Below are 25,141 nucleotides of genomic sequence, written 5' to 3' on the forward strand. Positions count from 1 at the left end.
TTTCTTCCGATGCTGGTATTTGCATGATGAATGATAAAGATCTCTCCACCTGGCAGACTTTCCGTCGCCTCTGGCCGATGATCACACCTTTTAAGACCGGACTGATCGTGGCCGCCATTGCGTTGGTACTTAACGCGGCCAGCGACGCCTTTATGTTGTCTTTGCTTAAACCTTTATTGGATGACGGTTTTGGGAAAACGGAAAGCAGCATTCTGCTGTGGATGCCATTGGCGGTAATTGGCCTGATGGTGGTGCGCGGGGCGACTGGCTTCGTTTCCAGTTACTGTATCTCCTGGGTATCCGGTATGGTGGTGATGCATATGCGCCGCCGGCTGTTTGGCCATATGATGAGAATGCCGGTATCGTTCTTCGATCAGCAGTCTACCGGAACCTTGCTGTCGCGGATCACCTATGATTCCGAACAGGTCGCTTCATCGTCTTCCAGTGCGCTGGTGACCGTGGTGCGTGAAGGGGCGTCGATAATCGCGCTGTTCACCATGATGTTCTACTACAGCTGGCAGCTGTCGGTGATCCTGATCGTACTGGCCCCTATTGTCTCTATTGCTATCCGCATCGTTTCCAAACGCTTCCGTAATATCAGCAAAAACATGCAGAACACTATGGGGCAGGTAACGACCAGCGCAGAGCAGATGCTTAAAGGCCATAAGGAAGTCCTGATTTTTGGCGGTCAGCAGGTTGAAACCGATCGCTTCAATTCGGTCAGCAACCGCATGCGCCAACAGGGCATGAAACTGGTTTCCGCTTCCTCTATCTCTGACCCCATTATTCAGCTTATCGCGTCACTGGCGCTGGCCTTCGTGCTGTATGCCGCCAGCTTCCCTAGCGTAATGGCTACCCTGACTGCCGGTACTATCACCGTGGTGTTCTCTTCGATGATCGCCCTGATGCGCCCGCTGAAGTCACTGACCAACGTCAACGCTCAGTTCCAGCGTGGGATGGCGGCGTGCCAGACCTTATTCTCTATTTTGGATATGGAACAGGAAAAAGATACAGGCACCCGTGAAGTTGCACGTGCGAAGGGCGATATCGAATTCCGTAATGTCACTTTCTACTATCCAGGCAAAGAAACTCCTGCGTTGCGCGATATCAATCTGAGCATTTCAGAAGGTAAAACCGTAGCGTTGGTAGGGCGTTCCGGTTCGGGCAAATCGACGATAGCCAATCTTCTGACCCGTTTTTATGACGTCCAGGAAGGCGAGATCCTGATGGATGGTCATGATTTGCGCGAGTACACACTGGCATCGCTGCGTGATCAGGTAGCGCTGGTTTCGCAAAACGTGCATTTGTTCAATGACACTATTGCCAACAACATCGCTTACGCGCGTGAAGAACGTTATAGCCGCGAAGAGATAGAAAAGGCTGCGCGCATGGCTTATGCCATGGACTTCATTGAAAAAATGGAGAACGGTCTGGACACGGTGATCGGTGAGAACGGCGTAATGCTGTCCGGCGGTCAACGCCAACGTATCGCTATCGCCCGTGCCTTGCTGCGTGACTGCCCGATACTGATCCTCGATGAAGCTACTTCGGCACTGGACACAGAATCGGAACGTGCTATTCAGGCAGCGTTGGATGAATTACAGAAGAACCGTACTTCACTGGTGATTGCGCACCGTCTGTCGACCATTGAGAAGGCTGATGAAATCCTGGTGGTTGAGGATGGCCGTATCGTTGAGCGTGGCGAGCATGCGGTCTTGCTCGAAAAGCAGGGGGCTTATGCCCAGCTTCATCGTATGCAGTTTGGTCAATAATGATTGAGCGCATCTGGTCAGGCAGTTCGCTGGTTTATTTGCTGCTGTTACCGCTGTCCTGGTTGTATGGCCTGGTCAGTGGTCTGATTCGGCTCAGCTACCGTTGCGGTCTGCGTAAAAGCTGGCGTGCACCGGTGCCGGTGGTGGTGGTGGGGAATCTCACTGCCGGTGGCAACGGCAAAACTCCGATGGTGATCTGGCTGGTAGAACAGTTGCAGCAGCGTGGATACCGGGTGGGTGTGGTTTCTCGCGGTTATGGTGGTAAAGCCGAGGCATATCCGCTGTTACTTAACGCGAGCACGACCACCCAGCAGGCGGGCGATGAGCCGGTGCTGATTTTTCAGCGTACCGCTGCACCAGTGGCAATCTCACCCAAGCGTTGTGAAGCTGTTCAGGCGTTGCTTAAGCAGCAGTCACTTGATGTGGTGATTACCGATGACGGTCTGCAGCATTACGCTTTGCAGCGTGATTTTGAACTGGTGGTGATCGACGGAGTACGCCGCTTTGGCAATGGATGGTGGTTGCCGGCAGGCCCGATGCGCGAACGTGCTTCGCGGCTAAACAGCGTTGATGCCCTGATTGCCAACGGTGGTGTGGCCCAGCCGGGTGAGATTGCTATGCGGTTGCAGGCACGTGACGCGGTTAATGTTGCCAGCGGTGAGCGCCGCCCGGCAGTCGAACTGCCGCGTGTAGTGGCAATGGCCGGTATCGGTCATCCCCCACGTTTCTTCGCCACCTTGGAAAAGCTGGGTGTGGAGGTTGAAAAGGAAGTGGCATTTGCCGATCATCAGGAATATCAGCATGATCCATTGGCGGCGCTGGTGTCTTCAGGGCAAACGCTGTTGATGACTGAGAAAGATGCGGTCAAATGTCGTGCTTTTGCCCAGCCCAACTGGTGGTATTTACCGGTTGATGCGGTACTTCCCCCCGAACAGGCTGAGCAACTGCTGCACAGCATTGAAACTCTGCTAAAAAAATAATTCAGATTGCCAGCGCGTGAAGCCCCAGTGCTTGCGCGCAGGCGTCTATCGAACGCTGTTGCGTTTGCTGATATAACGCTAATTCATCAACCACTTCCGTCCCCAATGCCCGCTCAAATGCTGCCCTGCTTGAGGTTGAGTTGTACTGCGTGTGGCCACTGTCGCCCAAATTCGATTGAAAAATGCCTGCGGCACTGACCGGCAGAAAATCTTCATAGACCAGCGGCTGGAAACGGATATATTCCTGAGCGATCAGCTGTTCCAACGTGCTGTGGTGATCCAGCGTTTCCTTGGCCGCCAGCCCACATTCGGTCGGGAAGTAGCGGAACCAGGCTAACTGTTGCTCACGCAGGGTGGCATAGTCATCTGGAAACGCCTGGAAATTTTCCGCCAGTAATTGGTTGTAGCGCTCAGCATTTTTTTCGCTCGGCGGGGCCTGCAAAGCATCATTGGTCGCCTGCAGCAAGCGATCGTACAGTGTACGGCCTTTGGTTGTCAGTGCCACTCCGCGCTGTTCAATTTCACCGAAGCGTGCAGTGTGATGCCCGGCTACGGCGCTACCATCATGTTCAACAAAATCAACGTTCTCTTCCAGCGCTTTAAAACTGGTTTGGCGCAGCAGGATAGGGCGGCGACGTGGCGGCGGGCCTTCAATCACCGCTTTGGGGGTGATACCCCGGCCGGGCATGGCTTGCTGGACCAAATCGATATCGAGAGTGCGTGGTGTTAAATGGTTAATGTGCGGGCCTTTAAAGGCCACGACATCGGCGATCAAACGGTGCTGGTCATGCAACTGTTGATATTCGGCTGCGCTGACCGTCGCCCGGCTGTGCCAACGGAAGGTTTCCAGCGCCTGTTCGACAAATTCATTTGCCTGGCTGTCATCCAGCCCGCCCTGAGCTTCCTGCAATACGATCAGCTCTAGTGCCCGTTCGGTAAAGATACGGCGACGAGCCAACAGGCGTTGTGCCAGTTCGCGTAACTCTGGGTTTTCAATCAGCTCAAGCCGTAATAATGAGGTGAACACCCGAAATGGACTGATTTGCAGCGCATCCTCGTGTACTGCCCGAAACGCGGTGGAGTGTACCGGGACACCTGCGACGGCCAGGTCGTAGTAGCCGACCGGAGACATGCCCATCACATTAAACAGCCGCCGCAGGGTGGCCAATTCTTCTGAGGTACCCACCCGAATCGCCCCATGGCGTTCCATGGCCAGACGTTCGATTTCGCCGGTAATTTGTAATTGATGAGCCAGTGCGGCATCTTCGCGCAGGACCTGTCGGTTGGTTTCCGCCACCAATTCCAGCAAATCGCCATACAGAGGTACCTCGTTTTGGTACATTTCTGACATGGCGTGGGAGAATCTGGCGCGGATTTCATTCGGTGAGACGAACTGCTGGGCGGTCATGCGCATAGCTCCTTTATTCAGTATAATCTGAAAAATATCATTCTTGGCGGCAAAAGTGCTGGCTGGAAGGCCATTAGCCTTGTTTTCACCTCAAGTTTAGCTATGTCGATTAGGTTTTGTTATAGCTTGGGCAAGCATATTAGATTTTTATGCGTTAGCTCTCATTTGAACAGGAAATAACGGAAAGTACGGCCGTCCGGAAGGCAATGACGCCAAGCGATTCTCGTAAAAAAAGATAAATAAATCCATTAGCAATCATAGATATAAAAACAAATGTGCCCTTATGATAAAAATAAGGCAATAAACCTCTTGTGCAAAAGATAGATTTATGAGTAAATGCAAGTCGGCCTGTGATACAGACCTATTTATGTTCGAGTTTAGAGTTAAGCAGTTCCTCCAAAAACGTTATCATCTGATTCCGCTTCAAAGACGAACCTTCTAAGTATCTCCCATAAGTAATGTTTCTAAGAGCGGCCAAAATTGCCTTATGGCAGGTTTTGTATATATATTTAAAAGGTAAATGAGTAATGTCTAAGAAGACGGGTCAAGTGAAGTGGTTCAATGAAAGCAAAGGTTTTGGTTTTATTGAACAGAACGACGGTGGTAAAGATGTATTCGTACACTTCTCCGCAATCGCGACCGACGGTTTCAAAACTTTGGCTGAAGGCCAGCGTGTTGAGTACACCGTAGAAGACAGCCAGCGCGGGCCGGCTGCAGCTAACGTTGTTGCTCTGTAAATAAACAGGGAATAACGTAAAGAGATATTAATACAACCATGATGACGCATTTACGCTGATTCATTGCGGAAGATATTAATTTCAACAAGCCCGCCAGAGTGCGGGTTTTTTATTTTTTGCTCACGAGAGGTTTCTTACGAAAAACTTTAGGATGGGCTGGTAGCGTCCAACAATAATAAAAATGACGTTGTTAAGGATGCTCAAGTAAAAGGATATAAGTTATGTTTAAAAATACTGTGTTACAAATGGGCCGTGTGAAATGGTTTGATCAGGCTGCAGGCTATGGTTTTATTTCACCGGTAGATGGTAGCGACGAAATCTATGTAAGTCGTCGTTCTATCGCCAATACTAAAAATAAATCGTTAAACGAAGGTCAGAACGTTGAGTTCTCGATCTATCGCAGCTCCCACGGGCTGTCAGCGGCAGACGTTATCGCGTTCTGACCCACCCCTTCCTCGCCAGTGCCGGTGCAGCCACCCCAAGCACTGGCGAAGATAAATCTCCCGATATCCACTACTATCAAGCGATTGCTCAATCACTTCGGATGTCAGGATGAACACCCCAGTTATTTCTCTTACTGCCGCCCGTGCGCTTCACCTCGCCGCACAGGGGCTGCTATCCCCGATGAAACGCAAAGCCAAACCCGATGACGTAGTTGCCGCTATTGGGCGTATGGGCTTACTGCAAATCGATACTATCAGTGTGGTCGCACGCAGTCCCTATCTGGTGCTGTTCAGCCGCCTGGGTGACTACCAGCCTGAATGGCTGGAGCAGGCACTGGCGAGCCGCCGGCTGTTCGAGTACTGGGCGCACGAGGCCTGCTTTTTACCCATCGAAGATTTTGGCCTGTTGCGTCACCGAATGCTGCAGCCGCAAGGTATGGGCTGGAAGTATTCCGAAGCGTGGATGCAGGAACATCAGGTGGCAATAGACGCCCTGCTGCAACACATTGAAACGGGTGGACCGGTACGTTCGGCGGATTTCAGCGCCGAGAAGAAGGGCAACAGCGGCTGGTGGGATTGGAAACCGGAAAAGCGCCATCTCGAAATATTGTTCACCGCCGGCAAACTGATGGTAGCCGAACGGCGCAATTTCCATCGCGTTTACGACCTGACAGAAAGATTGTTACCTCACTGGGATGATAGCCGGCATGGGTTACCTGTCGAAGATGCACGACAGGAAATGCTTAGCCGCAGCTGTCGTTTCCTGGGTATCTTCAGAGCCGAATGGTTGGCGGATTACTACCGTCTGAAGCGGGTAGCGCCAAAAGCGCTATTGACGTCGTTACAACAGCAGGGCGAAGTGCTACCCGTGCTGATTGACGGTTTGGACGGGGAGTTTTACGTGCATCATTCGTTGTCGGCAGAGCTACGGCTGGCAGAGCAAGGGGCGTTAAAATCCACCGTGACCACGTTGCTTTCTCCGTTCGATCCAGTGGTTTGGGATCGCCGTCGTGCGCTGGAGCTGTTCAATTTTGATTACCGGCTGGAATGTTACACGCCGAAAGAGAAACGGCAGTATGGCTACTTTACATTGCCGGTGTTGCAGCGCGGCGAACTGATTGGCCGTATTGATGCAAAAATGCATCGCCGACAGGGCATTTTCGAAATTATCAGCTTTCACCCACAGGCGAAGGTTCGCTTCGGTAAACAACGGATGCAGGATATTCGGCAAGCAATAACCCGCAGTGCAAAATGGCATGGTGCCAAACAGGTTACTTTGGGTGATATTCCGGCGGCACTGGCTATAGAGTGGGGCGCTGGCTGGGAAGTGGAATAACGAACGGCGTTGTCGGCTTGGGTAAAACGAATGTTCAGCGCCGCTCGTTACAATGGGGATACCTTAGTTGCTGAAGTTGGCAAACAGGGCGATGATTTTGTGAAGACGTTTGATCATGTTAATTGTCTTTTTTGTGACTTGCATCGCAAAACTCTACGCCTGAGCCGGGGGCAATTCAATCCCCTCGAAAGATTAAAATGCCGCGACAAAACAGCCGGTGATTAACCTGGCGCATCGCGTTATGCTATCCTCACGCACTTTCCTTACGTTAAATCTCCACCCTGGAGGAAGCATGGATCACCGTTTACTCGAAATCGTTGCCTGTCCGGTCTGCAACGGTAAGCTTTATTTTAATAAAGAAAACCAGGAATTGGTCTGCAAAGTGGATGGTCTGGCCTATCCGCTGCGTGATGGCATTCCCGTCCTGTTGGAAAATGAAGCGCGAGCGCTGTCATTGGATGAGAAACACGCATGAGTTTTATCGCTATTATTCCAGCCCGTTATGCATCAACCCGTTTACCGGGTAAACCCCTGGCCGATATCCACGGTAAGCCAATGGTGGTGCACGTAATGGAGCGTGCGCGCGAGTCGGGGGCCAGCCGCGTTATCGTCGCGACCGATCATCCGGCGGTGGCCGAAGCGGTCAAAGCGGCAGGCGGTGAAGTCTGCATGACCCGGGCCGATCACAATTCCGGCACCGAGCGTTTGGCAGAGGTGATCGAACACTATGGTTTCGCTGATGACGAAATCATAGTGAATGTCCAGGGTGACGAGCCATTGATCCCACCGGTGATTGTGCGCCAGGTGGCTGAAAATCTGGCGGGAAGTCAAGCCGGTATGGCAACCCTTGCGGTGCCGATCGAAAGCGCAGAAGAAGCCTTTAACCCCAATGCGGTCAAGGTCGTGATGGATGCGCAGGGTTATGCGCTCTATTTCTCGCGCGCCACAATCCCATGGGATCGTGAACGTTTTGCCCAATCCAAAGAAAACATCGGCGACAGCCTGTTGCGTCACATCGGCATTTACGCCTATCGCGCCGGTTTTGTGCGTCGTTACGTCACCTGGGCACCAAGCCAACTGGAGCAAATTGAGCTGCTGGAACAGTTGCGGGTGCTGTGGTATGGCGAAAAAATCCACGTGGCAGTGGCCAAGGCGATGCCGACGGTGGGTGTTGACACGCCGGAAGACTTGCAGCGCGTGCGCGACAGTATCCAAGGCTGAGCATTGAACGCCGGCGTGTTACGCAACGCGCCGGCGATATGATTTCCCTTCTTATATCCCCATTTTGTTGATCTGCGTTGAAGAATTTTTCTGCTCCCCGTTCGATGATGTCAGCGTCTCTTCCTTTCCTCTTGAGGCCATTTTCTTATGGAGCAGTTACGTGCCGAACTGAGTATTGTGCTGGGTGAGTCCATCAGCCGGCTGGAACGCGTCAGCGAACAACCTTATGCGCACATGTATTCACTGTATGACCAACAGGGCTATGCTATTCCACTAATGGCAAAAAGTTTTGTCTGTCAGGGCATTGCCCAGCAGGAGGCTTACAAACTGTCGATGCTGTCGCGTGAAGGGGATATTCGCCTGCCGACGGTATATGGCGTGGTCTATACCCACCAGGCTCCCTATAAAGAGATCTTGTTGATCGAACGTTTACGGGGTGTGTCGGTGGAAGCGCCGACGCGTACGCCGAACCGCTGGAATACCCTGATGGAGCAGATTGTCGATGGCGTATTGGCCTGGCACCGCATTGACAGCCACGGCTGTGTTGGCACGGTAGACAGTACTCAGGAGAACGACTGGTTCTGTTGGTATCAACAGCGGGTCGAAGTGCTGTGGTCAACGCTGAGTAATCTCAACTCGCCGCAGCTGACGATGGCGGATCGCCGTTTGTTGTACCGCACGCGTGAAGCCCTGACCCATTTTTTTGTCGGTTTCGACGATCCCTGCGTGCTGGTTCACGGCAATTTGTCATTGCGCAGCATGCTGAAAGATCCGAAAAGCGATCAACTGCTGGCGATGCTCAACCCGGGAATGATGTTGTGGGCACCGCGTGAATATGAGCTTTTCAGGCTGTGTGAGGCGGGAATGCCGAGCCAGTTGCTGTTCTATTATTTGCAACGGGCACCGGTAGCGGAATCTTTCCTGATGCGGCGTTGGTTGTATGTGATCTGGGAGGCGGTAGGGCGGTTGATTCATACCGGCAAACTGGAGCGGCAGCCGTTTGACTATGCGTCCAAACAACTGCTGCCCTGGCTTGCCGGTTAACCCGGTTAGTCGACAGAAACCTCATCGGCCCCTTTCAGCCATTGCCACAGGCTGCCCAGCGTTTCATACCAGGCGCGTTCGCTGTGGCCAAGGAACATGGCAGACGGTACCACGCGATCCCAGATATTCAACCGCGAACTGATGGCCAACTGATTGGCCGGCGCCGGGATCGGGTGCAGCCCCTTGGCTTCAAAGAAGCGCATGGCGCGCGGTAAATGGTTGGCTGAAGTCACCAGAATAAACGGCTGCTGGCCGACCAGCTTCGACACCTGCAATGCCTCCTGCTCGGTATCCAACGGGCGATCCAACAGCACGATATCACTGCGGGGGACTCCCAGGCTTTCCGCCACCTGCGCCGCGGTTGCCGCGTTACTCAGGGTTTTGGGACTCCCGGCGCCGGTAAACACCATTTTCGCCCCAGGGTGAGCGAGATATAAGCGCACACCTTCCGTGACTCGCGGCAGGCTATTGCCGATCAAGTTGGAACTTGGCGCCCAATCCGGATTAAAGGTATAGCCGCCGCCCAGCACCACGATATAATTCACCGGGTCATTGCCACGATAGGTGACATACTCAGATTCGATGGGGCGCAGCAACCTGTCGGCCACTGGTTGCAGGCTGAAAAGCAGTAAAAACAGCCAGCTCAGCGTGAAAATGGCCTTGCCGCTTTTTTGCCAACGGGTGAACCACAGCAGTAACAGCGCCAGTCCCATCAGTAGCAACATCGCAGGTAACGGCATTAAAATAGCGCCAATGAACTTTTTCAGGTTAAACAGCATCAAAAATCAGGTCCTTTTGGGCGAAAAAACGACATCCGGGCACAATCAGGCCGCAAGAAGATTTATTCTAAGCCAGTCTGTGCCAAAATAGCAGGTTTGAATGGGCTGGCACTTTGCCCCAGCCGGATAAGATCAGCGGAGCCGTTGTCCATGCAGGATCGCAATTTTGACGATATTGCTGAAAAGTTTGCGCGTAATATTTACGGCACCACCAAAGGGAAAATCCGCCAGGCTGTGGTTTGGCAGGATCTGACCACGCTGTTGGCCCAGTTGCCGCAGCGGCCGCTGCGCATTCTGGATGCCGGCGGCGGCGAAGGCCATATGGCCTGCCAATTGGCAGAATTAGGACATCAGGTGTTGTTGTGCGATCTTTCTGGTGAGATGATCCAACGCGCCGCGTTGCTGGCAGAGCAGAAAGGTGTGAGCCAGAACATGCAATTCATACAAAGTTCAGCACAGGACATTGGTCAACACTTGGAACAGCCGGTTGATCTGATATTGTTCCATGCAGTGCTTGAATGGATCGCCGAACCTGAGGCCGCGCTGCAGGCGTTATCTAACTGTTTGCTGCCGGGCGGTGCGCTGTCATTGATGTTCTTTAACGCCAATGGCCTCTTGATGCGTAACGTGGTGTTGGGTAATTTCCAACTGGTGAACCCAGAGGTCAGAAGACGCAGAAAGCGTTCGTTGTCGCCGCAGTATCCGCACAGCCCGCCGCAGGTGTATGACTGGTTGGAGCAACTGGGCATGCGCATCAGCGGAAAAACCGGCGTGCGGGTGTTCCACGATTATCTGCAGAGCAGGCAGCTACAGACACAAAAATTTGAAGAGTTACTGGCGCTTGAACAGCACTATTGCCGGCAGGAGCCGTACGTGAGTTTGGGGCGCTATATTCACGTCATGGCGCATAAACCAAACCTGAAGGACGAACTATGAGTGAATTTTCCCAGACAGTACCCGAACTGGTCGCCTGGGCACGGAAAAATGATTTCTCTATTTCGCTCCCTACGGAGCGTCTCGCGTTTTTGCTCGCTATCGCCACGTTAAACGGCGAGCGGCTGGACGGCGAGATGAGCGAAGGTGAGCTGGTTGATGCATTTCGCCATGTCAGCAAGGGTTTCGAACAGACGCATGAAACGGTGGCCGTCCGCGCCAACAATGCGATTAATGACATGGTGCGCCAGCGCCTGTTAAACCGTTTTATCAGCGAACTGGCGGACGGTAACGCGATTTACCGTCTGACGCCGCTGGGCATCGGTATCACCGATTACTATATCCGTCAGCGCGAATTCTCCACGCTGCGTCTGTCGATGCAGTTGTCGATTGTGGCGCAGGAGCTCAAGCGTGCTGCCGACGCTGCCGATGAAGGCGGTGATGATTTCCACTGGCACCGTAACGTGTTTGCACCGCTGAAATATTCGGTAGCGGAAATCTTCGACAGTATCGATTTGACCCAGCGGATTATGGATGAACAACAGCAAGGCGTGAAGGACGACATCGCAGCATTGCTGAACAAAGACTGGCGTGCGGCGATCTCCAGCTGTGAGATGTTGCTGTCCGAAACTTCGGGCACCCTGCGTGAATTGCAGGATACGCTGGAGGCGGCGGGCGATAAACTGCAGGCCAACCTGCTGCGTATTCAGGATGCCACGCTGGGTGGGGCAGAACTGGGCTTCGTCGACAAGCTGGTGTTTGATCTGCAAAGCAAGCTCGACCGCATTATCAGTTGGGGCCAGCAGGCGATTGACCTGTGGATTGGCTACGACCGCCACGTGCATAAATTTATCCGTACCGCGATCGACATGGACAAGAACCGGGTGTTCGCCCAGCGTTTGCGTCAGTCGGTGCAAAACTATTTCGACAACCCATGGACACTGACCCATGCCAACGCCGACCGTCTGCTGGATATGCGCGACGAAGAACTGGCGCTGCGCAGCGAGGAAGTGACCGGGGAACTGCCGCCGGATCTGGAGTTCGAAGAGTTCAGCGAAATCCGTGAGCAACTGGCGGCAATGATCGAACAGGCACTGAAGATTTATCAGGAACAACAGATGCCGCTCAATTTAGGGGCGGTAATGCGCGATTATCTGGCGCAATATCCGCGTGCTCGTCATTTCGATGTGGCACGTTTAGTGGTCGACCAGGCAGTGCGCCTTGGTGTGGCTGAAGCAGATTTTTCAGGGTTGCCGGCACAGTGGCAGGCAATCAATGATTACGGAGCCAAGGTCCAGGCCCATGTCATCGACAAATATTGAACAAATAATGCCAGTCAAGCTGGCCAAGGCATTGTCTAACGCGCTGTTCCCGGCGCTGGACAGCCAACTGCGTGCGGGTCGTCACATCGGTATCGATGAACTGGACAACCACGCCTTCTTAATGGATTTCCAGGATGAACTGGAAGAATTCTACACCCGCTACAGCGTAGAGCTGATCCGCGCGCCGGAAGGATTCTTCTACCTGCGCCCACGCTCTACCACGCTGATCCCGCGTTCGGTGCTGTCCGAGCTGGACATGATGGTGGGGAAAATCCTGTGCTATCTGTACCTCAGTCCAGAGCGTCTGGCCCACGAAGGGATCTTCAGCCAACAGGAGCTGTATGACGAACTGCTGAGCCTGGCGGACGAGAGCAAATTGCTGAAGTTCGTTAATCAGCGTTCTACCGGCTCGGATCTCGATCGCCAGAAGCTGCATGAAAAAGTACGTACTTCACTGAACCGTCTGCGTCGTTTGGGCATGGTCTATTTCATGGGCAACGACAGCAGCAAGTTCCGTATTACCGAGGCGGTGTTCCGCTTTGGCGCCGATGTGCGCAGCGGTGACGATCCGCGTGAAGCGCAGTTGCGTATGATCCGCGACGGCGAAGCAATGCCGGTTGAAAACAGCCTGTTGCTGAATGATGAGAGCGATGCGGAAGACGCGTCGCTTGATACCACACCGGACAGTGCAGAGGATGAACAGGAATGATTGAACGCGGTAAATTTCGCTCGCTGACGTTGGTTAACTGGAACGGCTTCTTTGCCCGCACCTTTGATCTCGATGAGCTGGTGACCACGCTGTCCGGCGGTAACGGGGCAGGGAAATCCACCACCATGGCGGCCTTCGTCACTGCGCTGATCCCCGATTTGACGCTGCTGCACTTTCGTAACACCACTGAAGCCGGTGCCACCAGTGGCTCTCGCGACAAGGGCCTGCACGGTAAACTGCGCGCCGGGGTATGTTATTCGACCCTCGACGTGCTCAATTCGCGGCACCAGCGTGTAGTCGTTGGTGTCCGTCTGCAGCAGGTTGCCGGCCGTGACCGCAAGGTGGACATCAAGCCGTTCGTTATCCAGGGCCTGCCGACGGCGGTGCAGCCGACGGAGCTTTTGACCCAAACGGTGGGTGAGCGCCAGGCACGTGTATTGTCGCTGCAAGAACTGAAAGATCGCGTTGAAGAGATGGAAGGGGTGCAGTTCAAGCAGTTTAACTCCATTACCGATTACCACTCATTAATGTTTGATCTGGGCGTGATTCCAAAACGCCTGCGTTCATCGTCCGATCGCAGCAAGTTCTACCGCCTGATCGAAGCCTCACTGTACGGCGGTATCTCCAGCGCCATCACCCGCTCACTGCGTGACTACCTGTTGCCGGAAAACAGCGGCGTGCGCAAGGCATTCCAGGATATGGAAGCAGCGCTGCGTGAAAACCGCATGACGCTGGAAGCGATCCGCGTTACCCAATCCGACCGTGACCTGTTCAAACACCTTATTTCCGAGGCCACCTCTTACGTGGCGGCGGACTACATGCGCCATGCCAATGAGCGACGCATTCATTTGGACGGAGCACTGGCACTGCGCAACGATCTGCTGGGTAGCCGCAAACAGTTGGCTGCCGAGCAATACCGCCATGTTGAAATGGCGCGTGAACTGGCAGAACAGAGCGGTGCAGAATCCGATCTGGAAACCGATTATCAGGCTGCCAGCGATCACCTGAATCTGGTTCAGACGGCAATGCGTCAGCAGGAAAAGATCGAGCGCTATGAAGGCGATCTGGAAGAGCTGACCTACCGACTGGAAGAACAGAATGAAGTGGTTGCGGAGGCCAGTGAACAGCAGGCCGAAAACGAAGCACGCGCCGAAGCGGCCGAACTGGAAGTGGATGAGCTGAAAAGCCAGCTTGCCGACTACCAGCAAGCGCTCGACGTGCAGCAAACCCGTGCCATTCAATATCAGCAGGCGTTGCAAGCATTGGAACGCGCGCGCGCGCTGTGCCAATTGCCGGAACTGACCGCCGAAAATGCCGAGCATTGGCTGGATACATTCCAGGCGCGTGAGCAGGAAGCGACCGAAGCCTTGCTGATGCTGGAACAAAAACTGAGCGTGGCCGATGCCGCGCACGGTCAGTTTGAACAGGCTTATCAGCTGGTGGGTAAAATCGCCGGTCAGGTCAGCCGCAGCGAAGCCTGGCAGTGTGCGCGCGAATTGCTGCGTGACTGGCCATCACAGCAACACCTTGCCGAGCGCGTGCAGCCTTTGCGTATGCGCCTGAGCGAGCTGGAACAGCGTCTGCGCTCCCAGCAGGACGCCGAGCGTCTGCTGCAGGAGTTCTGCAAACGCCACGGCCAGCAGTATCAGCCGGATGAACTCGATGCCCTGCAACAAGAGCTGGAAGAGCGTCTGGAATCGCTGTCACAAAGCGTCAGCGATGCCGGCGAACGTCGTATGGAAATGCGCCAGGAACTGGAGCAAATTCAGCAACGTATCCGCGAACTGACCACCCGTGCACCTATCTGGTTGGCAGCGCAGGATTCGCTGAGCCAGCTTGGTGAGCAAAGCGGTGAAGCGCTTGAAAGCAGCCAGCAGGTGACTGAGTACATGCAGCAACTGCTGGAGCGCGAACGTGAAACTACCGTTGAGCGTGACGAAGTGGCTGCCGGTAAACGTGCCGTGGAAGCGCAAATCGAACGTCTCAGCCAGCCTGGGGGGGCTGAAGATCAGCGCCTGGTCACGCTGGCCGAACGTTTTGGTGGCGTGCTGCTGTCCGAAATCTACGATGACGTAACCATCGACGATGCACCGTACTTCTCCGCCCTGTACGGCCCGTCGCGCCACGCGATTGTGGTGCCGGAACTGTCGTTGGTGCGCGAGATGTTGGAAGGTCTGGAAGACTGCCCGGAAGATCTCTATCTGATTGAGGGGGATCCGCAGTCGTTCGATGACAGCGTATTCGCCGTCGAAGAACAAGACCGGGCGGTGTTGGTCAAAACCGCTGAGCGCCAGTGGCGTTACTCCCGTTATCCGGCAGTGCCTTTGTTTGGTCGTGCCGCTCGTGAGAACCGCCTGGAAATACTGCATGCCGAGCGGGAAAAACTGGCAGAACGTTATGCCACGCTGTCGTTCGACGTACAGAAAACCCAGCGTTCGCATCAGGCCTTCAGCCGCTTTATCGGCAACCATCTGGCGGTGGCGTTTGACGCTGATCCAGAAGCCGAAATCCGGGGCCTCAATACTCGCCGCGGTGAAATCGAACGTGCTCTGAATAACCATGAAGCGCAGAACCAGCAGCAACGCCAGCAGTACGATCAGGCGAAAGAGGGTATTTCAGCGCTGAACCGTCTGATGCCGCTGGTTTCATTGTTAAACGATGAAACCCTGCAGGATCGCGTGGAAGAAATCCGTGAAGAGCTGGAGGAGGCGCAGGATGCCGCGCGTCATATTCAGCAGCACGGCGTTTCCCTGACCAAACTTGAGCCGCTGTTGTCGGTGCTGCAGAGCGATCCGCAGCAGCATGAGCAGCTGCAACAGGACTACTCTCAGGCGCAGAGCGTGCAGCGTCAGGCTAAACAGCAGGCGTTTGCCCTGATTGAAGTGGTGCAACGTCGTGCTCACTTCAGCTATACCGATTCCGCCGGTATGCAAAATGCCAATAACGATCTGAACGACAAGCTGCGCCAGCGTCTGGAGCATGCGGAAGCGGAACGTACCCGTGCCCGTGAGCAACTGCGCCAGTATCAAACCCAGTTTACCCAGTACAGTCAGGTGTTGGCATCGCTGAAAAGTTCGTATGACGCCAAGCGCGACATGCTGAAAGAACTGAGCCAGGAACTGGTAGACATCGGCGTACAGGCGGATGCCAATGCCGAAGCCCGCGCGCGCACTCGTCGTGATGAATTGCATGCGGGTCTGAGCACCAATCGCGCACGCCGTAACCAGTTGGAAAAACAGCTTACCTTCTGCGAAGCGGAAATGGACAGCCTGCAGAAGAAACTGCGCAAGCTGGAACGTGATTATTATCAGTTGCGTGAGCAGGTGGTTACCGCCAAAGCGGGCTGGTGCGCAGTGATGCGCCTGGTGAAAGACAACGGGGTTGAGCGTCGTCTGCATCGCCGTGAGCTGGCCTATATGGACGGTGATGAACTGCGCTCAATGTCGGATAAGGCGCTCGGTGCGTTGCGTCTGGCGGTATCGGATAACGAACACCTGCGCGACGTACTGCGCCTGTCGGAAGATCCGAAGCGTCCGGAACGCAAGATCCAATTCTATATTGCGGTCTATCAGCATCTGCGTGAGCGTATTCGTCAGGATATCATTCGCACCGACGACCCGGTTGAGGCCATCGAACAGATGGAGATCGAACTGGGCCGTCTGACTGAAGAGCTGACTGCGCGTGAGCAGAAGCTGGCGATCAGTTCCAAGAGCGTGGCGAACATCATTCGCAAAACCATCCAGCGCGAACAGAACCGTATCCGCATGCTCAACCAGGGCCTGCAGGCGGTTTCCTTCGGTCAGGTGAAGAGCGTGCGATTGAACGTCAACGTACGTGAAGCGCATGCGACTCTGTTGGACGTGCTCTCCGAGCAGCAGGAACAACATCAGGATCTGTTCAACAGCAACCGACTGACCTTCTCAGAGGCTCTGGCCAAGCTGTATCAGCGCCTGAACCCGCAGATTGATATGGGGCAACGCACGCCACAAACCATCGGCGAAGAATTGCTGGATTACCGTAACTACCTGGAGCTGGAAGTGGAAGTCTTCCGCGGCTCTGACGGTTGGTTGCGTGCCGAGAGTGGCGCGCTGTCTACCGGGGAAGCGATCGGTACCGGGATGTCGATTTTAGTGATGGTGGTGCAGAGCTGGGAAGAAGAGTCGCGCCGTCTGCGCGGCAAAGATATCTCCCCATGCCGTCTGTTGTTCCTTGATGAAGCGGCGCGACTGGATGCCAAATCCATCGCCACGCTGTTCGAGCTGTGCGATCGTCTGGAAATGCAGTTGATCATCGCTGCACCGGAAAATATCAGCCCGGAAAAAGGCACGACTTATAAGCTGGTACGTAAGGTGTTCCAGAACCATGAGCACGTACACGTCGTGGGCCTGCGTGGTTTCGCTAACGAACCCCCAGTACTGGGGATTACGGCGGCAGAAACACCTTAAAGGTGAAAAAAGCCCGCTAATAATCTGAAAATAGCCGCCCTGGGGTGGCTATTTTTTTGTGCGAGTGGATGATAGTCGTGCTTTTTTCTGCGCGGGAAACCGAGTAGCCTGATGAAATACAGTTATTCATAAGTGCCAAAAGGCAAAATGGCTTTTCTGTTCGTATACTGAAACTAATAAGCTGTCTTGGTTATATTTTTTGTGAGCATACAGGGGGCAATGGATGTTGCTTAGAAATGGAAACACTGTACGGCGGCTGGCGTTAAGTTGCGCAATCGCATGTGGTCTTGCGTCGTCGTTACCCGTATGGGCAACCGTTCCTGCGTTTCCGGTAGCGTCATCCGGCATGTCAGTGGCGCAAAGCCGTTCGGAAATACTGGCGGCCTTGCCGAAGGGTATCACACCGAATTACCTTTCAACGCTGGCTCCTTTGTACGCGGCGAACCGTATGCAATTGATGTGGCAAGATCGCGACGCGGTTCAGCAATTCCAGCAGCAACTGGCAGAATTGGCGATGTCCGGCGTACAGCCACAGTTCACCCAATGGGTGAAACTGCTGACTAATCCGGCGATTACCGACGTGGCGCGTGATGTGGTGCTGTCTGATGCGATGCTGGGATATTTACAGTTCGTTTCGTCCATCGGAGCCAACGGTAATAATTGGTTGTACAGCAATATTCCTTACAAGCTCGGCTTGCCGCCGAATACGGTAATTAACCAGTGGCAGTTGGCGGTGCGTCAGGGCAAGACTCTGGCTTATGTCAACACGTTGGCACCGCAGCACCCGCAGTACGCCAAGATGCATCAGGCTCTGCGGGACATGCTTGCCGACGGCCATCCGTGGCCGCAGGTGGCCAATGGTCCTAGTCTGCGTCCAGATCAACTGAGTGATGATATTCCAGCCTTACGCGAGATTCTGGCGCGTACCGGCATGCTGTCCACTGCGACGGCACCGGTGGAAGCACAGGATCCCCCTGCGGTATTGACCGGCTCGCGCAATGAGCCCGACGATGGCGGCCTGTCGGTCGATGAAGAAAAAAGTCGTGAGAGCCAGAGCGTCGTGGTCAGTCCGGCCGCCGCGCCGGTGAAAGATCTGGCACCTTCACCGCAATCGCCATTTTCGCAGCAGCCGGAAAATCCGGTTACCGTCACCGATAATCGTTATACCCCCGATCTGGTGGAGGGGGTTAAGCGCTTCCAGCAATGGCAGGGGCTGAGCGCAGACGGGGTGATCGGCGTGCGCACTCGCGAATGGCTCAACGTGACGCCGCAGATGCGTGCCTCGCTGTTGGCGCTGAATATTCAGCGTTTACGTATTCTGCCCGGCCATGTCGATACCGGCATTATGGTTAACATTCCCAACTACTCATTGACCTACTATCAGAACGGTAATGAGGTGCTTTCCTCGCGGGTGATTGTCGGTCGACCTAGTCGTAAGACGCCGTTGATGAGTAGTGCTCTGAACAATGTGGTGGTGAATCCTCCGTGGAACGTGCCGACCACGCTGGTGCGCGAAGATATCGTGCCGAAGGCGATGCGTGACGGCAGCTACTTCCAGAAGCATGGCTATACCGTGCTCTCGGGCTGGAGCAACGATGCCGAAGTGATTAATCCGGCAATGATCGACTGGAGTATGATTTCGCCTCGTAATTTCCCGTATCGGATCCGTCAGGCTCCGGGGGCGACCAACTCATTGGGCCGTTTTAAATTCAACATGCCGAGTTCGGACGCTATCTATCTGCACGACACGCCCAACCATAATCTGTTCCAGAAGGACATCCGTGCATTAAGCTCCGGCTGCGTGCGAGTCAACAAGGCATCGGATTTGGCGAATATGCTATTGCAGGATGCCGGTTGGAATAACACCCGCGTATCGTCCACCCTTAAACAAGGGAATACCACTTTCGTTAATATCCGCCAGCATATTCCGGTTAAATTGTATTATTTAACTGCCTGGGTCTCTGATGATGGAAAGCCACAATTCCGTACAGATATTTACAATTATGATGATACGGTGAGATCGGGTGCACAAATTTTGGCTCAGGCCGAAAAATTAATGCAATAAATGCAGTAATTATAAATAAATAACGGTCTGAATATCGGGCCATGATGCAGGCACTCATTGCATGAGTGCCTGCAAACCGCGGGACATCACGGGTTGACTCAGCCAGTGTGGGCGGTTATGGTTCGGGCAGTGCGCTGTTTTGTGCATATATTTTGATATTCTTGCCGGGTTTAACAGAAACATGGACAAAATTGATCATCATCGCCGTAAATGGCTGGCGTTAGGTAGCGCCGCTGTGGGCATAGCGCTGCTCCCTGGGCAAGCCTTTGCCAGTCTTTCTACTTCACGCCCCCGTATTCTGGTTGTAAATAACATGCATACGGGCGAATCGCTTAAAGCCGAATTCTTCGACGGTAAGGGATATAATAAAGACGAGTTAGTCCGTCTTAATCATCTCTTCCGTGATTATCGTGCCAATAAGGTCAAGTCGATCGATCCTCGTCTGTTCGATCATCTCTATCGCTTGCAAGGCCTGTTGGGTACCAACAAGCCGGTACAGTTGGTTTCAGGCTACCGCTCGCTGGATACCAACAATGAGCTGCGTGGGCGCAGCCGCGGTGTGGCTAAGCACAGCTACCACACCAAGGGCCAGGCGATGGACTTCCATATTGAAGGCATCCAGTTGAGTAATATCCGCAAAGCGGCGTTAAAAATGAGCGCCGGTGGTGTAGGATATTACCCACGTAGCAACTTTGTACACATCGATACCGGCCCGGTGCGGACCTGGTAATCGCTGTGCACCATAAGTGAGTAGCGCCAGCCCATCAGGGTATGACGCTGTTGTCGTTGGAGCCTTATGAAATACCATATTATTCCCGTTACCGCTTTCAGTCAGAACTGCAGCCTGATCTGGTGTGAGAGCACCCAACAGGCGGCGTTGGTCGATCCCGGTGGCGAGCCAGAAAAACTGAAGGCCGAAATAGCCAGCCAGGGCGTAACGGTGACGCAGATCCTGTTGACTCATGGGCATCTCGATCACGTTGGTGCCGCGGCTGAGCTGGCAGAGCATTATCAGGTGCCGATTTACGGCCCGGATAAAAAAGACGCTTTCTGGCTGGACGGCCTGCCTGCGCAGAGCCGGATGTTTGGACTGGAAGAGTGTGCTCCACTGACGCCGACCCAATGGTTGGAAGAAGGGGACAGCGTGCAGGTGGGCGATATGACGCTCAAGGTGCTGCATTGCCCGGGCCATACTCCTGGTCATATCGTCTTTATTAACGAACAGGCGAGATTGGCGCTGGTGGGTGACGTGCTATTTAACGGCGGTGTTGGACGCAGTGATTTCCCACAAGGTGATCATCAGGCGTTAATCAACTCGATCCATACCAAGTTATTACCGCAGGGTGATGACATGGCGTTCATTCCAGGCCATGGGCCGATGTCTACCTTCGGTCAGGAACGTGAAACCAACCCGTTCCTGCGTGAAGAGCCGGCCATCTGGTAAGGTTATTTCCGGCAGAAATAACTAAGGGGCGCATTGAGCGCCCCTTTTGCTATGTGTCGCGTGCTGGTTTTACAGCACGGCGACGATGGCTTCGCACAACGGCGCCATATTGTCCGGCGTCATGCCGGCAACGTTAACGCGGCCGGAGTTAACGGCATAGACGCCAAACTCTTCACGCAGGCGCAGCACCTGTTCTTTGGTCAGCCCGCTGAACGAGAACATGCCGTTCTGATTGATGATGAAGCTAAAGTCCTGCTCAGCACCTTTCTCCTGCAGGGTATTCACGAACAGCTGACGCATGCGGTGAATGCGTTGACGCATGTCGGTCAGTTCCTGCTCCCATAGCGCACGTAGTGCGTCGTCACCCAGGATGGTCGCTACAATGGCAGCGCCGTGTGACGGTGGGTTGGAGTAGTTGGCGCGAATGGCGGCTTTCACCTGGCTGAAGGCACGATCGGCGGTCTCTGCATCTGCGGCAACCACAGTACAGGCACCTACACGTTCGTTGTATAGACCGAAGTTCTTCGAGTAAGAGCTGGCAACGATCAGTTCCTGGTGTTTGGCGGCAAAAATACGCAGGCCCTGAGCATCTTCTTCCAGTCCTTTCGCGAAACCCTGGTAAGCGAAGTCAAACAGCGGCAACCAGCCGTTAGCCACAGACAGCTCGGCCAACTGGGCCCATTGCTCAGCCGTTGGGTCGATACCGGTTGGGTTATGGCAGCAACCGTGGAACAGTACTACATCGCCTGCCTGAGCCCGTTTCAGGCTGTTCAGCAGGCCATCGAAGTCCAGCGCATGATTGGCTGCGTCGTAGTAGTCATATTCCAGCACTTCCAGACCGACAGCCCCGAACACGTTGTTGTGGTTCGGCCAGCTTGGGTTGCTGATCCAGATGCGTTTTGCGCTGGTCTGGTTGGCGATGAAGTCAGCTGCTACACGCAGAGCGCCGGTGCCACCAGGAGTTTGTGCGGTGCGCGCACGCTTGTCGGCAATAATTGGGCTTTGTTTGCCGAACAGCAGCTCTTGCGTGCAGTTGGCGAACGCCGGAATACCTTCAATGCCGAGATAGTTTTTGGTGGTCTCATTTTCCAGCAGATACTGCTCAGCTTTTTTAACGCTGGTCAGCACCGGAGTTTTACCGGTTTCATCTTTATAAACGCCAATCCCCAGGTTGATTTTGTTAGGGCGAGCGTCAGCGCGGAAAATGTCGGTCAGACCCAGGATCGGATCGGCAGGTGCAGCAGTGATTTTTTCAAACATGTCAGGTGCTTCCATGGCTCGGAGTTAAGCAGACAGAAGCATCAGGGTAGCGCCAGTTATGCCCTTTGCCAACCGTTTGCGAGAAAAACACCTCGATCTTGTGAAGGACGCATATTCAGCATAAAAAATGAGGGAGAAGGGGGGATTGGCAGGATAAAAATTCAGGAGAATGCAAAAACAAAAACAGGGCCGAAGCCCTGTTTTTTAACTTGTCCGACGGTGAACCGTCGTTAAGTGTGACAACTTAGAACTGGTAAACCAGGCCAACAGCTACGATATCGTCGGTAGCGATGGCGTTAGCTTTGGTGAATTCGTTCTCGTCCAGCAGGTTGATTTTGTAATCAACATAGGTAGACATGTTTTTGTTGAAGTAGTAAGTGGTACCAACAGAAACATATTTAACCAGGTCGGCATCGCCGCCACCGAAGCTAGAGCCGTTTGCGGTACGGCTAGACAGGTTTTTACCTTTAGACTGCAGGTAAGAAACTTCTGGACGCAGACCGAAGTCGAACTGGTACTGTGCAGTCACTTCGAAGTTCTGAGTTTTGTCAGCGATGGTGAAGTCAGATTCGCCGTATGGAGTCATGTTACGGGTTTCTGAGTACATGGTTGCCAGGTAGACGTTGTTCGCGTCGTATTTAGCACCCACGGTCCACGCATCGGCCTTGTCGCCTTTAGCGGTAGAGTCGGTGGTCTGCGCATCAGTACGATCAGATGATGCGTATGCAGCACCGAAGCTAATGCCTTCGCCGATGTCATAAGTAGAAGACAGGCCCCAACCGTCGCCGTTTTGTTTCTTCAGAGCACGGCCGTCGTTTTCGTTCTTACCCTGGTACTGAACAGCGAAGTTCAGACCGTCAACCAGACCGAAGAAGTTGTTGTTACGGTAAGTAGCAACGCCGTTGGTACGGCCAGTCATGAAGTTGTCGGTGTAGGTGTAAGTATCGCCACCGAACTCTGGCAGCATATCTGTCCAGCCTTCCACGTCGTACAGTACGCCGTAGTTACGGCCGTAGTCGAATGAACCGTAGTCAGCAAATTTCAGACCCGCGAAGCCCAGACGAGTCTTGGTGCCTTCGGTGCCTTGAGATTCAGCGTGGTTAGCCTGAACGTTGTATTCCCACTGGCCGTAACCGGTCAGTTGGTCAGTAATCTGGGTTTCACCTTTGAAGCCGAAACGAACATAGGTCTGATCGCCATCATTACCTTTGTCGTCTGAGAAGTAGTGCAGACCGTCAACTTTACCGTACAGATCCAGTTTGTTGCCGTCTTTGTTGTAGATTTCAGCAGCGTTTGCTGCACCAGCTGCTAACAGAGCCGGGATTACCACTGCAAGAATGTTGCGCTTCATCATTATATTACCCTCATTGGTGTTATTCGGACACCTTTGCCACTGCCGCCAATAATTCTTTTGGAACTATTGTTGATAGATTGGTGTCGTCCTGTGTCTGCACGCAGTGTTCCATTCACAGCCGGGTTAATCTAGAACGAAAATGCTACTAATGTCGCAATGAGGTATCAGAATGAAAGCATTTGTAACAAAAAGTAATATTCAGGGAACTTTGTGACGCGCGTCAATATTAAAAAATGCGAAAGGCCAGCAAAGCTGGCCTTGGTTTTGTAACTAAATTAATTAGAAAATGTATTATCTGATTAATTAAAAGGTTGCATTACGTGGAGTCCGCGGGAACGGAATGACATCACGCACGTTTTGCACGCCGGTGACATAGGCGATTAAACGCTCAAAGCCCAAACCGAAACCGGCATGAGGCACGGTGCCGTAACGACGCAGGTCGCGATACCACCAGTAGTCTTCTTTATTCAGACCCATGGCTTCCAGACGCTGATCCAGTACGTCCAGACGTTCTTCACGTTGAGCACCGCCGATGATTTCACCAATGCCTGGAGCCAGAACGTCCATTGCGGCAACGGTTTTACCGTCATCGTTCATACGCATATAGAAAGCTTTAATGTCTTTCGGGTAGTTTTTCACTACTACCGGGGCTTTGAAGTGTTTCTCCGCCAAATAACGCTCATGTTCGGAAGACAGGTCGATACCCCAGGAAACCGGGTTTTCGAAAGTCTGACCTGAGGCGATCAGGATTTCCACTGCTTCGGTGTAATCAACCTGAGCAAAATCAGAAGTCACAAAACGCTGCAGGCGATCGATGGCATCCTTGTCTACGCGCTCGGCGAAGAACTGCATGTCATCCATACGCTCGTTCAACACGGCCTGGAATACATACTTCAGCATTTTTTCGGCCAACTCGGCGATGTCTTCGAGATCGGCAAACGCCACTTCCGGTTCGATCATCCAAAACTCCGCCAGGTGGCGGCTGGTGTTGGAGTTCTCGGCGCGGAAAGTGGGGCCGAATGTGTAAATTTTCGACAGCGCACAGGCATAGGTCTCGCCGTTCAACTGGCCGGAAACGGTCAGGAAGGCTTCTTTGCCGAAAAAGTCCTGGCTGAAATCGACCGCACCTTTATCGGTACGCGGCAGATTTTCCAGATCCAGAGTTGAAACGCGGAACATTTCACCGGCGCCTTCGGTATCGGAAGCGGTGATCAGCGGGGTGGAAACCCAGAAGAAGCCGTTTTCGTGGTAGAAACGGTGAATGGCCTGTGCCAGCGTATGACGTACGCGGGCAACGGCACCGATCAGATTGGTGCGTGGGCGCAGGTGAGCCACTTCGCGCAGGTATTCGATGCTGTGACGTTTGGCCGCCATCGGGTAGGTGTCCGGATCGTCAACCCAGCCAACCACTTTAATTGCGGTTGCTTGCAGTTCGAAACTCTGACCTTCGCCCGGAGATGCCACCACAATGCCGGTGACTTCAATGGAACAGCCCGTGGTCAGATGCAGCACTTCATCCTGATAATTCGGCAGAGAATTATTAACGACGGCCTGTAACGGATCAAAGCAGGAACCGTCATAGACGGCCAGGAAGGAGATACCAGCTTTAGAATCTCTCCGGGTACGCACCCAACCGCGCACGGTGACTTCACTGTCAACCGCAGCACGGCCTTGCAGTACGTCGACTACAGGCACAACGCTCATAGATTTCTCTCTTTATAAATTTGGTTTAGAAATAGCTTACAACCCAAGAATATGGGGATGTTGCTATGTTACTTGCCGCGGTGCAGAGCACAAGCAGAAATCGCCGGATTGGTGCAACATTTCTTGGGCAGAGTGAAAAGGGGGCTGCGGGAAGTGTCTTATAAAGAAGAAAAAAGCCGGCGTGA

At 53.6% G+C, this 25,141-nt stretch carries 20 protein-coding genes; 15 read left to right on the forward strand and 5 right to left on the reverse strand.

Going from position 1 to position 25,141, the window contains the following annotated elements:
• Positions 1 to 23: 23 nt before the first annotated feature.
• Positions 24 to 1,772, forward strand: a complete 1,749-nt coding sequence (msbA, locus tag F8R23_RS00065; protein ID WP_129935049.1) for a lipid A ABC transporter ATP-binding protein/permease MsbA — start codon at positions 24 to 26, stop codon at positions 1,770 to 1,772.
• Positions 1,772 to 2,752 carry a tetraacyldisaccharide 4'-kinase gene (lpxK, locus tag F8R23_RS00070; protein ID WP_112350323.1) on the forward strand — a complete coding sequence of 327 codons (981 nt, stop codon included), beginning with the start codon at positions 1,772 to 1,774 and terminating at the stop codon, positions 2,750 to 2,752. Before msbA ends, lpxK begins: the two co-directional genes overlap by 1 nt.
• A gap of 1 nt (position 2,753) precedes the next feature.
• On the opposite strand, the gene hglS is transcribed toward lpxK, so the two are convergent.
• The gene (hglS, locus tag F8R23_RS00075) at positions 2,754 to 4,160 is read right to left on the reverse strand and encodes a 2-oxoadipate dioxygenase/decarboxylase HglS (RefSeq protein WP_129935048.1); all 1,407 of its coding nucleotides are present in this window, start codon (positions 4,158 to 4,160) and stop codon (positions 2,754 to 2,756) included.
• A gap of 527 nt (positions 4,161 to 4,687) precedes the next feature.
• Between hglS and cspE the strand changes: the two genes are divergently transcribed.
• From cspE to F8R23_RS00105, 6 genes are all read left to right on the forward strand, one after another.
• Entirely contained in the window at positions 4,688 to 4,897 is a 210-nt protein-coding gene (gene cspE, locus F8R23_RS00080) for a transcription antiterminator/RNA stability regulator CspE (protein WP_085116076.1), read from the forward strand.
• A 221-nt stretch (positions 4,898 to 5,118) separates the two neighbouring features.
• Positions 5,119 to 5,340 carry a cold-shock protein gene (locus tag F8R23_RS00085; RefSeq protein ID WP_006320799.1) on the forward strand — a complete coding sequence of 74 codons (222 nt, stop codon included), beginning with the start codon at positions 5,119 to 5,121 and terminating at the stop codon, positions 5,338 to 5,340.
• Between the two features lie 109 nt (positions 5,341 to 5,449).
• Positions 5,450 to 6,676 (forward strand): winged helix-turn-helix domain-containing protein, encoded by a 1,227-nt coding sequence (locus F8R23_RS00090; protein ID WP_151415123.1) that lies wholly within the window; start codon positions 5,450 to 5,452, stop codon positions 6,674 to 6,676.
• A gap of 292 nt (positions 6,677 to 6,968) precedes the next feature.
• Positions 6,969 to 7,151, forward strand: coding sequence for a Trm112 family protein (locus F8R23_RS00095; RefSeq protein WP_006320791.1), 183 nt, complete (start codon positions 6,969 to 6,971; stop codon positions 7,149 to 7,151).
• The gene (kdsB, locus tag F8R23_RS00100; protein ID WP_085116078.1) at positions 7,148 to 7,897 is read left to right on the forward strand and encodes a 3-deoxy-manno-octulosonate cytidylyltransferase; all 750 of its coding nucleotides are present in this window, start codon (positions 7,148 to 7,150) and stop codon (positions 7,895 to 7,897) included. The genes F8R23_RS00095 and kdsB overlap by 4 nt, the downstream gene beginning before the upstream one ends.
• A gap of 147 nt (positions 7,898 to 8,044) precedes the next feature.
• Positions 8,045 to 8,941 (forward strand): YcbJ family phosphotransferase, encoded by an 897-nt coding sequence (locus F8R23_RS00105; RefSeq protein WP_112350326.1) that lies wholly within the window; start codon positions 8,045 to 8,047, stop codon positions 8,939 to 8,941.
• A 5-nt stretch (positions 8,942 to 8,946) separates the two neighbouring features.
• Here F8R23_RS00105 and elyC read toward each other — a convergent pair whose 3' ends face one another.
• Complete coding sequence (gene elyC, locus F8R23_RS00110; RefSeq protein ID WP_129935203.1) at positions 8,947 to 9,720, reverse strand: envelope biogenesis factor ElyC; 774 nt, start codon at positions 9,718 to 9,720, stop codon at positions 8,947 to 8,949.
• A gap of 150 nt (positions 9,721 to 9,870) precedes the next feature.
• On the opposite strand from elyC, the gene cmoM reads away from it, so the two are divergent.
• The 7 genes from cmoM (at position 9,871) to F8R23_RS00145 (ending at position 20,638) form a co-directional block, all read left to right on the forward strand.
• Positions 9,871 to 10,656 carry a tRNA uridine 5-oxyacetic acid(34) methyltransferase CmoM gene (gene cmoM / locus F8R23_RS00115; RefSeq protein ID WP_129938448.1) on the forward strand — a complete coding sequence of 262 codons (786 nt, stop codon included), beginning with the start codon at positions 9,871 to 9,873 and terminating at the stop codon, positions 10,654 to 10,656.
• Positions 10,653 to 11,975 (forward strand): chromosome partition protein MukF, encoded by a 1,323-nt coding sequence (gene mukF / locus F8R23_RS00120; RefSeq protein WP_129935046.1) that lies wholly within the window; start codon positions 10,653 to 10,655, stop codon positions 11,973 to 11,975. The genes cmoM and mukF overlap by 4 nt, the downstream gene beginning before the upstream one ends.
• Positions 11,956 to 12,684 carry a chromosome partition protein MukE gene (gene mukE / locus F8R23_RS00125; RefSeq protein WP_129935045.1) on the forward strand — a complete coding sequence of 243 codons (729 nt, stop codon included), beginning with the start codon at positions 11,956 to 11,958 and terminating at the stop codon, positions 12,682 to 12,684. Before mukF ends, mukE begins: the two co-directional genes overlap by 20 nt.
• Complete coding sequence (gene mukB, locus F8R23_RS00130) at positions 12,681 to 17,129, forward strand: chromosome partition protein MukB (protein ID WP_129938447.1); 4,449 nt, start codon at positions 12,681 to 12,683, stop codon at positions 17,127 to 17,129. Before mukE ends, mukB begins: the two co-directional genes overlap by 4 nt.
• A 223-nt stretch (positions 17,130 to 17,352) precedes the next feature.
• The gene (gene ldtD, locus F8R23_RS00135) at positions 17,353 to 19,194 is read left to right on the forward strand and encodes a L,D-transpeptidase (RefSeq protein WP_129938446.1); all 1,842 of its coding nucleotides are present in this window, start codon (positions 17,353 to 17,355) and stop codon (positions 19,192 to 19,194) included.
• Between the two features lie 181 nt (positions 19,195 to 19,375).
• Entirely contained in the window at positions 19,376 to 19,924 is a 549-nt protein-coding gene (mepK, locus tag F8R23_RS00140; protein ID WP_112350332.1) for a peptidoglycan L,D-endopeptidase MepK, read from the forward strand.
• Positions 19,925 to 19,990: 66 nt separating this feature from the next.
• Positions 19,991 to 20,638: an MBL fold metallo-hydrolase gene (locus F8R23_RS00145; protein ID WP_129935043.1), complete on the forward strand. Its 648-nt coding sequence runs from the start codon at positions 19,991 to 19,993 to the stop codon at positions 20,636 to 20,638.
• A 69-nt stretch (positions 20,639 to 20,707) separates the two neighbouring features.
• Here F8R23_RS00145 and F8R23_RS00150 read toward each other — a convergent pair whose 3' ends face one another.
• From F8R23_RS00150 to asnS, 3 genes are all read right to left on the reverse strand, one after another.
• The gene (locus F8R23_RS00150) at positions 20,708 to 21,898 is read right to left on the reverse strand and encodes an amino acid aminotransferase (RefSeq protein ID WP_112350334.1); all 1,191 of its coding nucleotides are present in this window, start codon (positions 21,896 to 21,898) and stop codon (positions 20,708 to 20,710) included.
• Positions 21,899 to 22,142: 244 nt separating this feature from the next.
• Positions 22,143 to 23,252, reverse strand: coding sequence for a porin OmpC (gene ompC, locus F8R23_RS00155; protein ID WP_269814051.1), 1,110 nt, complete (start codon positions 23,250 to 23,252; stop codon positions 22,143 to 22,145).
• Between the two features lie 303 nt (positions 23,253 to 23,555).
• On the reverse strand, positions 23,556 to 24,956 hold the full coding sequence (gene asnS / locus F8R23_RS00160; RefSeq protein ID WP_115182825.1) for an asparagine--tRNA ligase: 1,401 nt from the start codon (positions 24,954 to 24,956) through the stop codon (positions 23,556 to 23,558).
• Between the last annotated feature and the right edge of the window lie 185 nt (positions 24,957 to 25,141).

The organism is Serratia proteamaculans, from assembly GCF_008830365.1.
In the GTDB taxonomy this organism is placed as follows: domain Bacteria; phylum Pseudomonadota; class Gammaproteobacteria; order Enterobacterales; family Enterobacteriaceae; genus Serratia; species Serratia proteamaculans.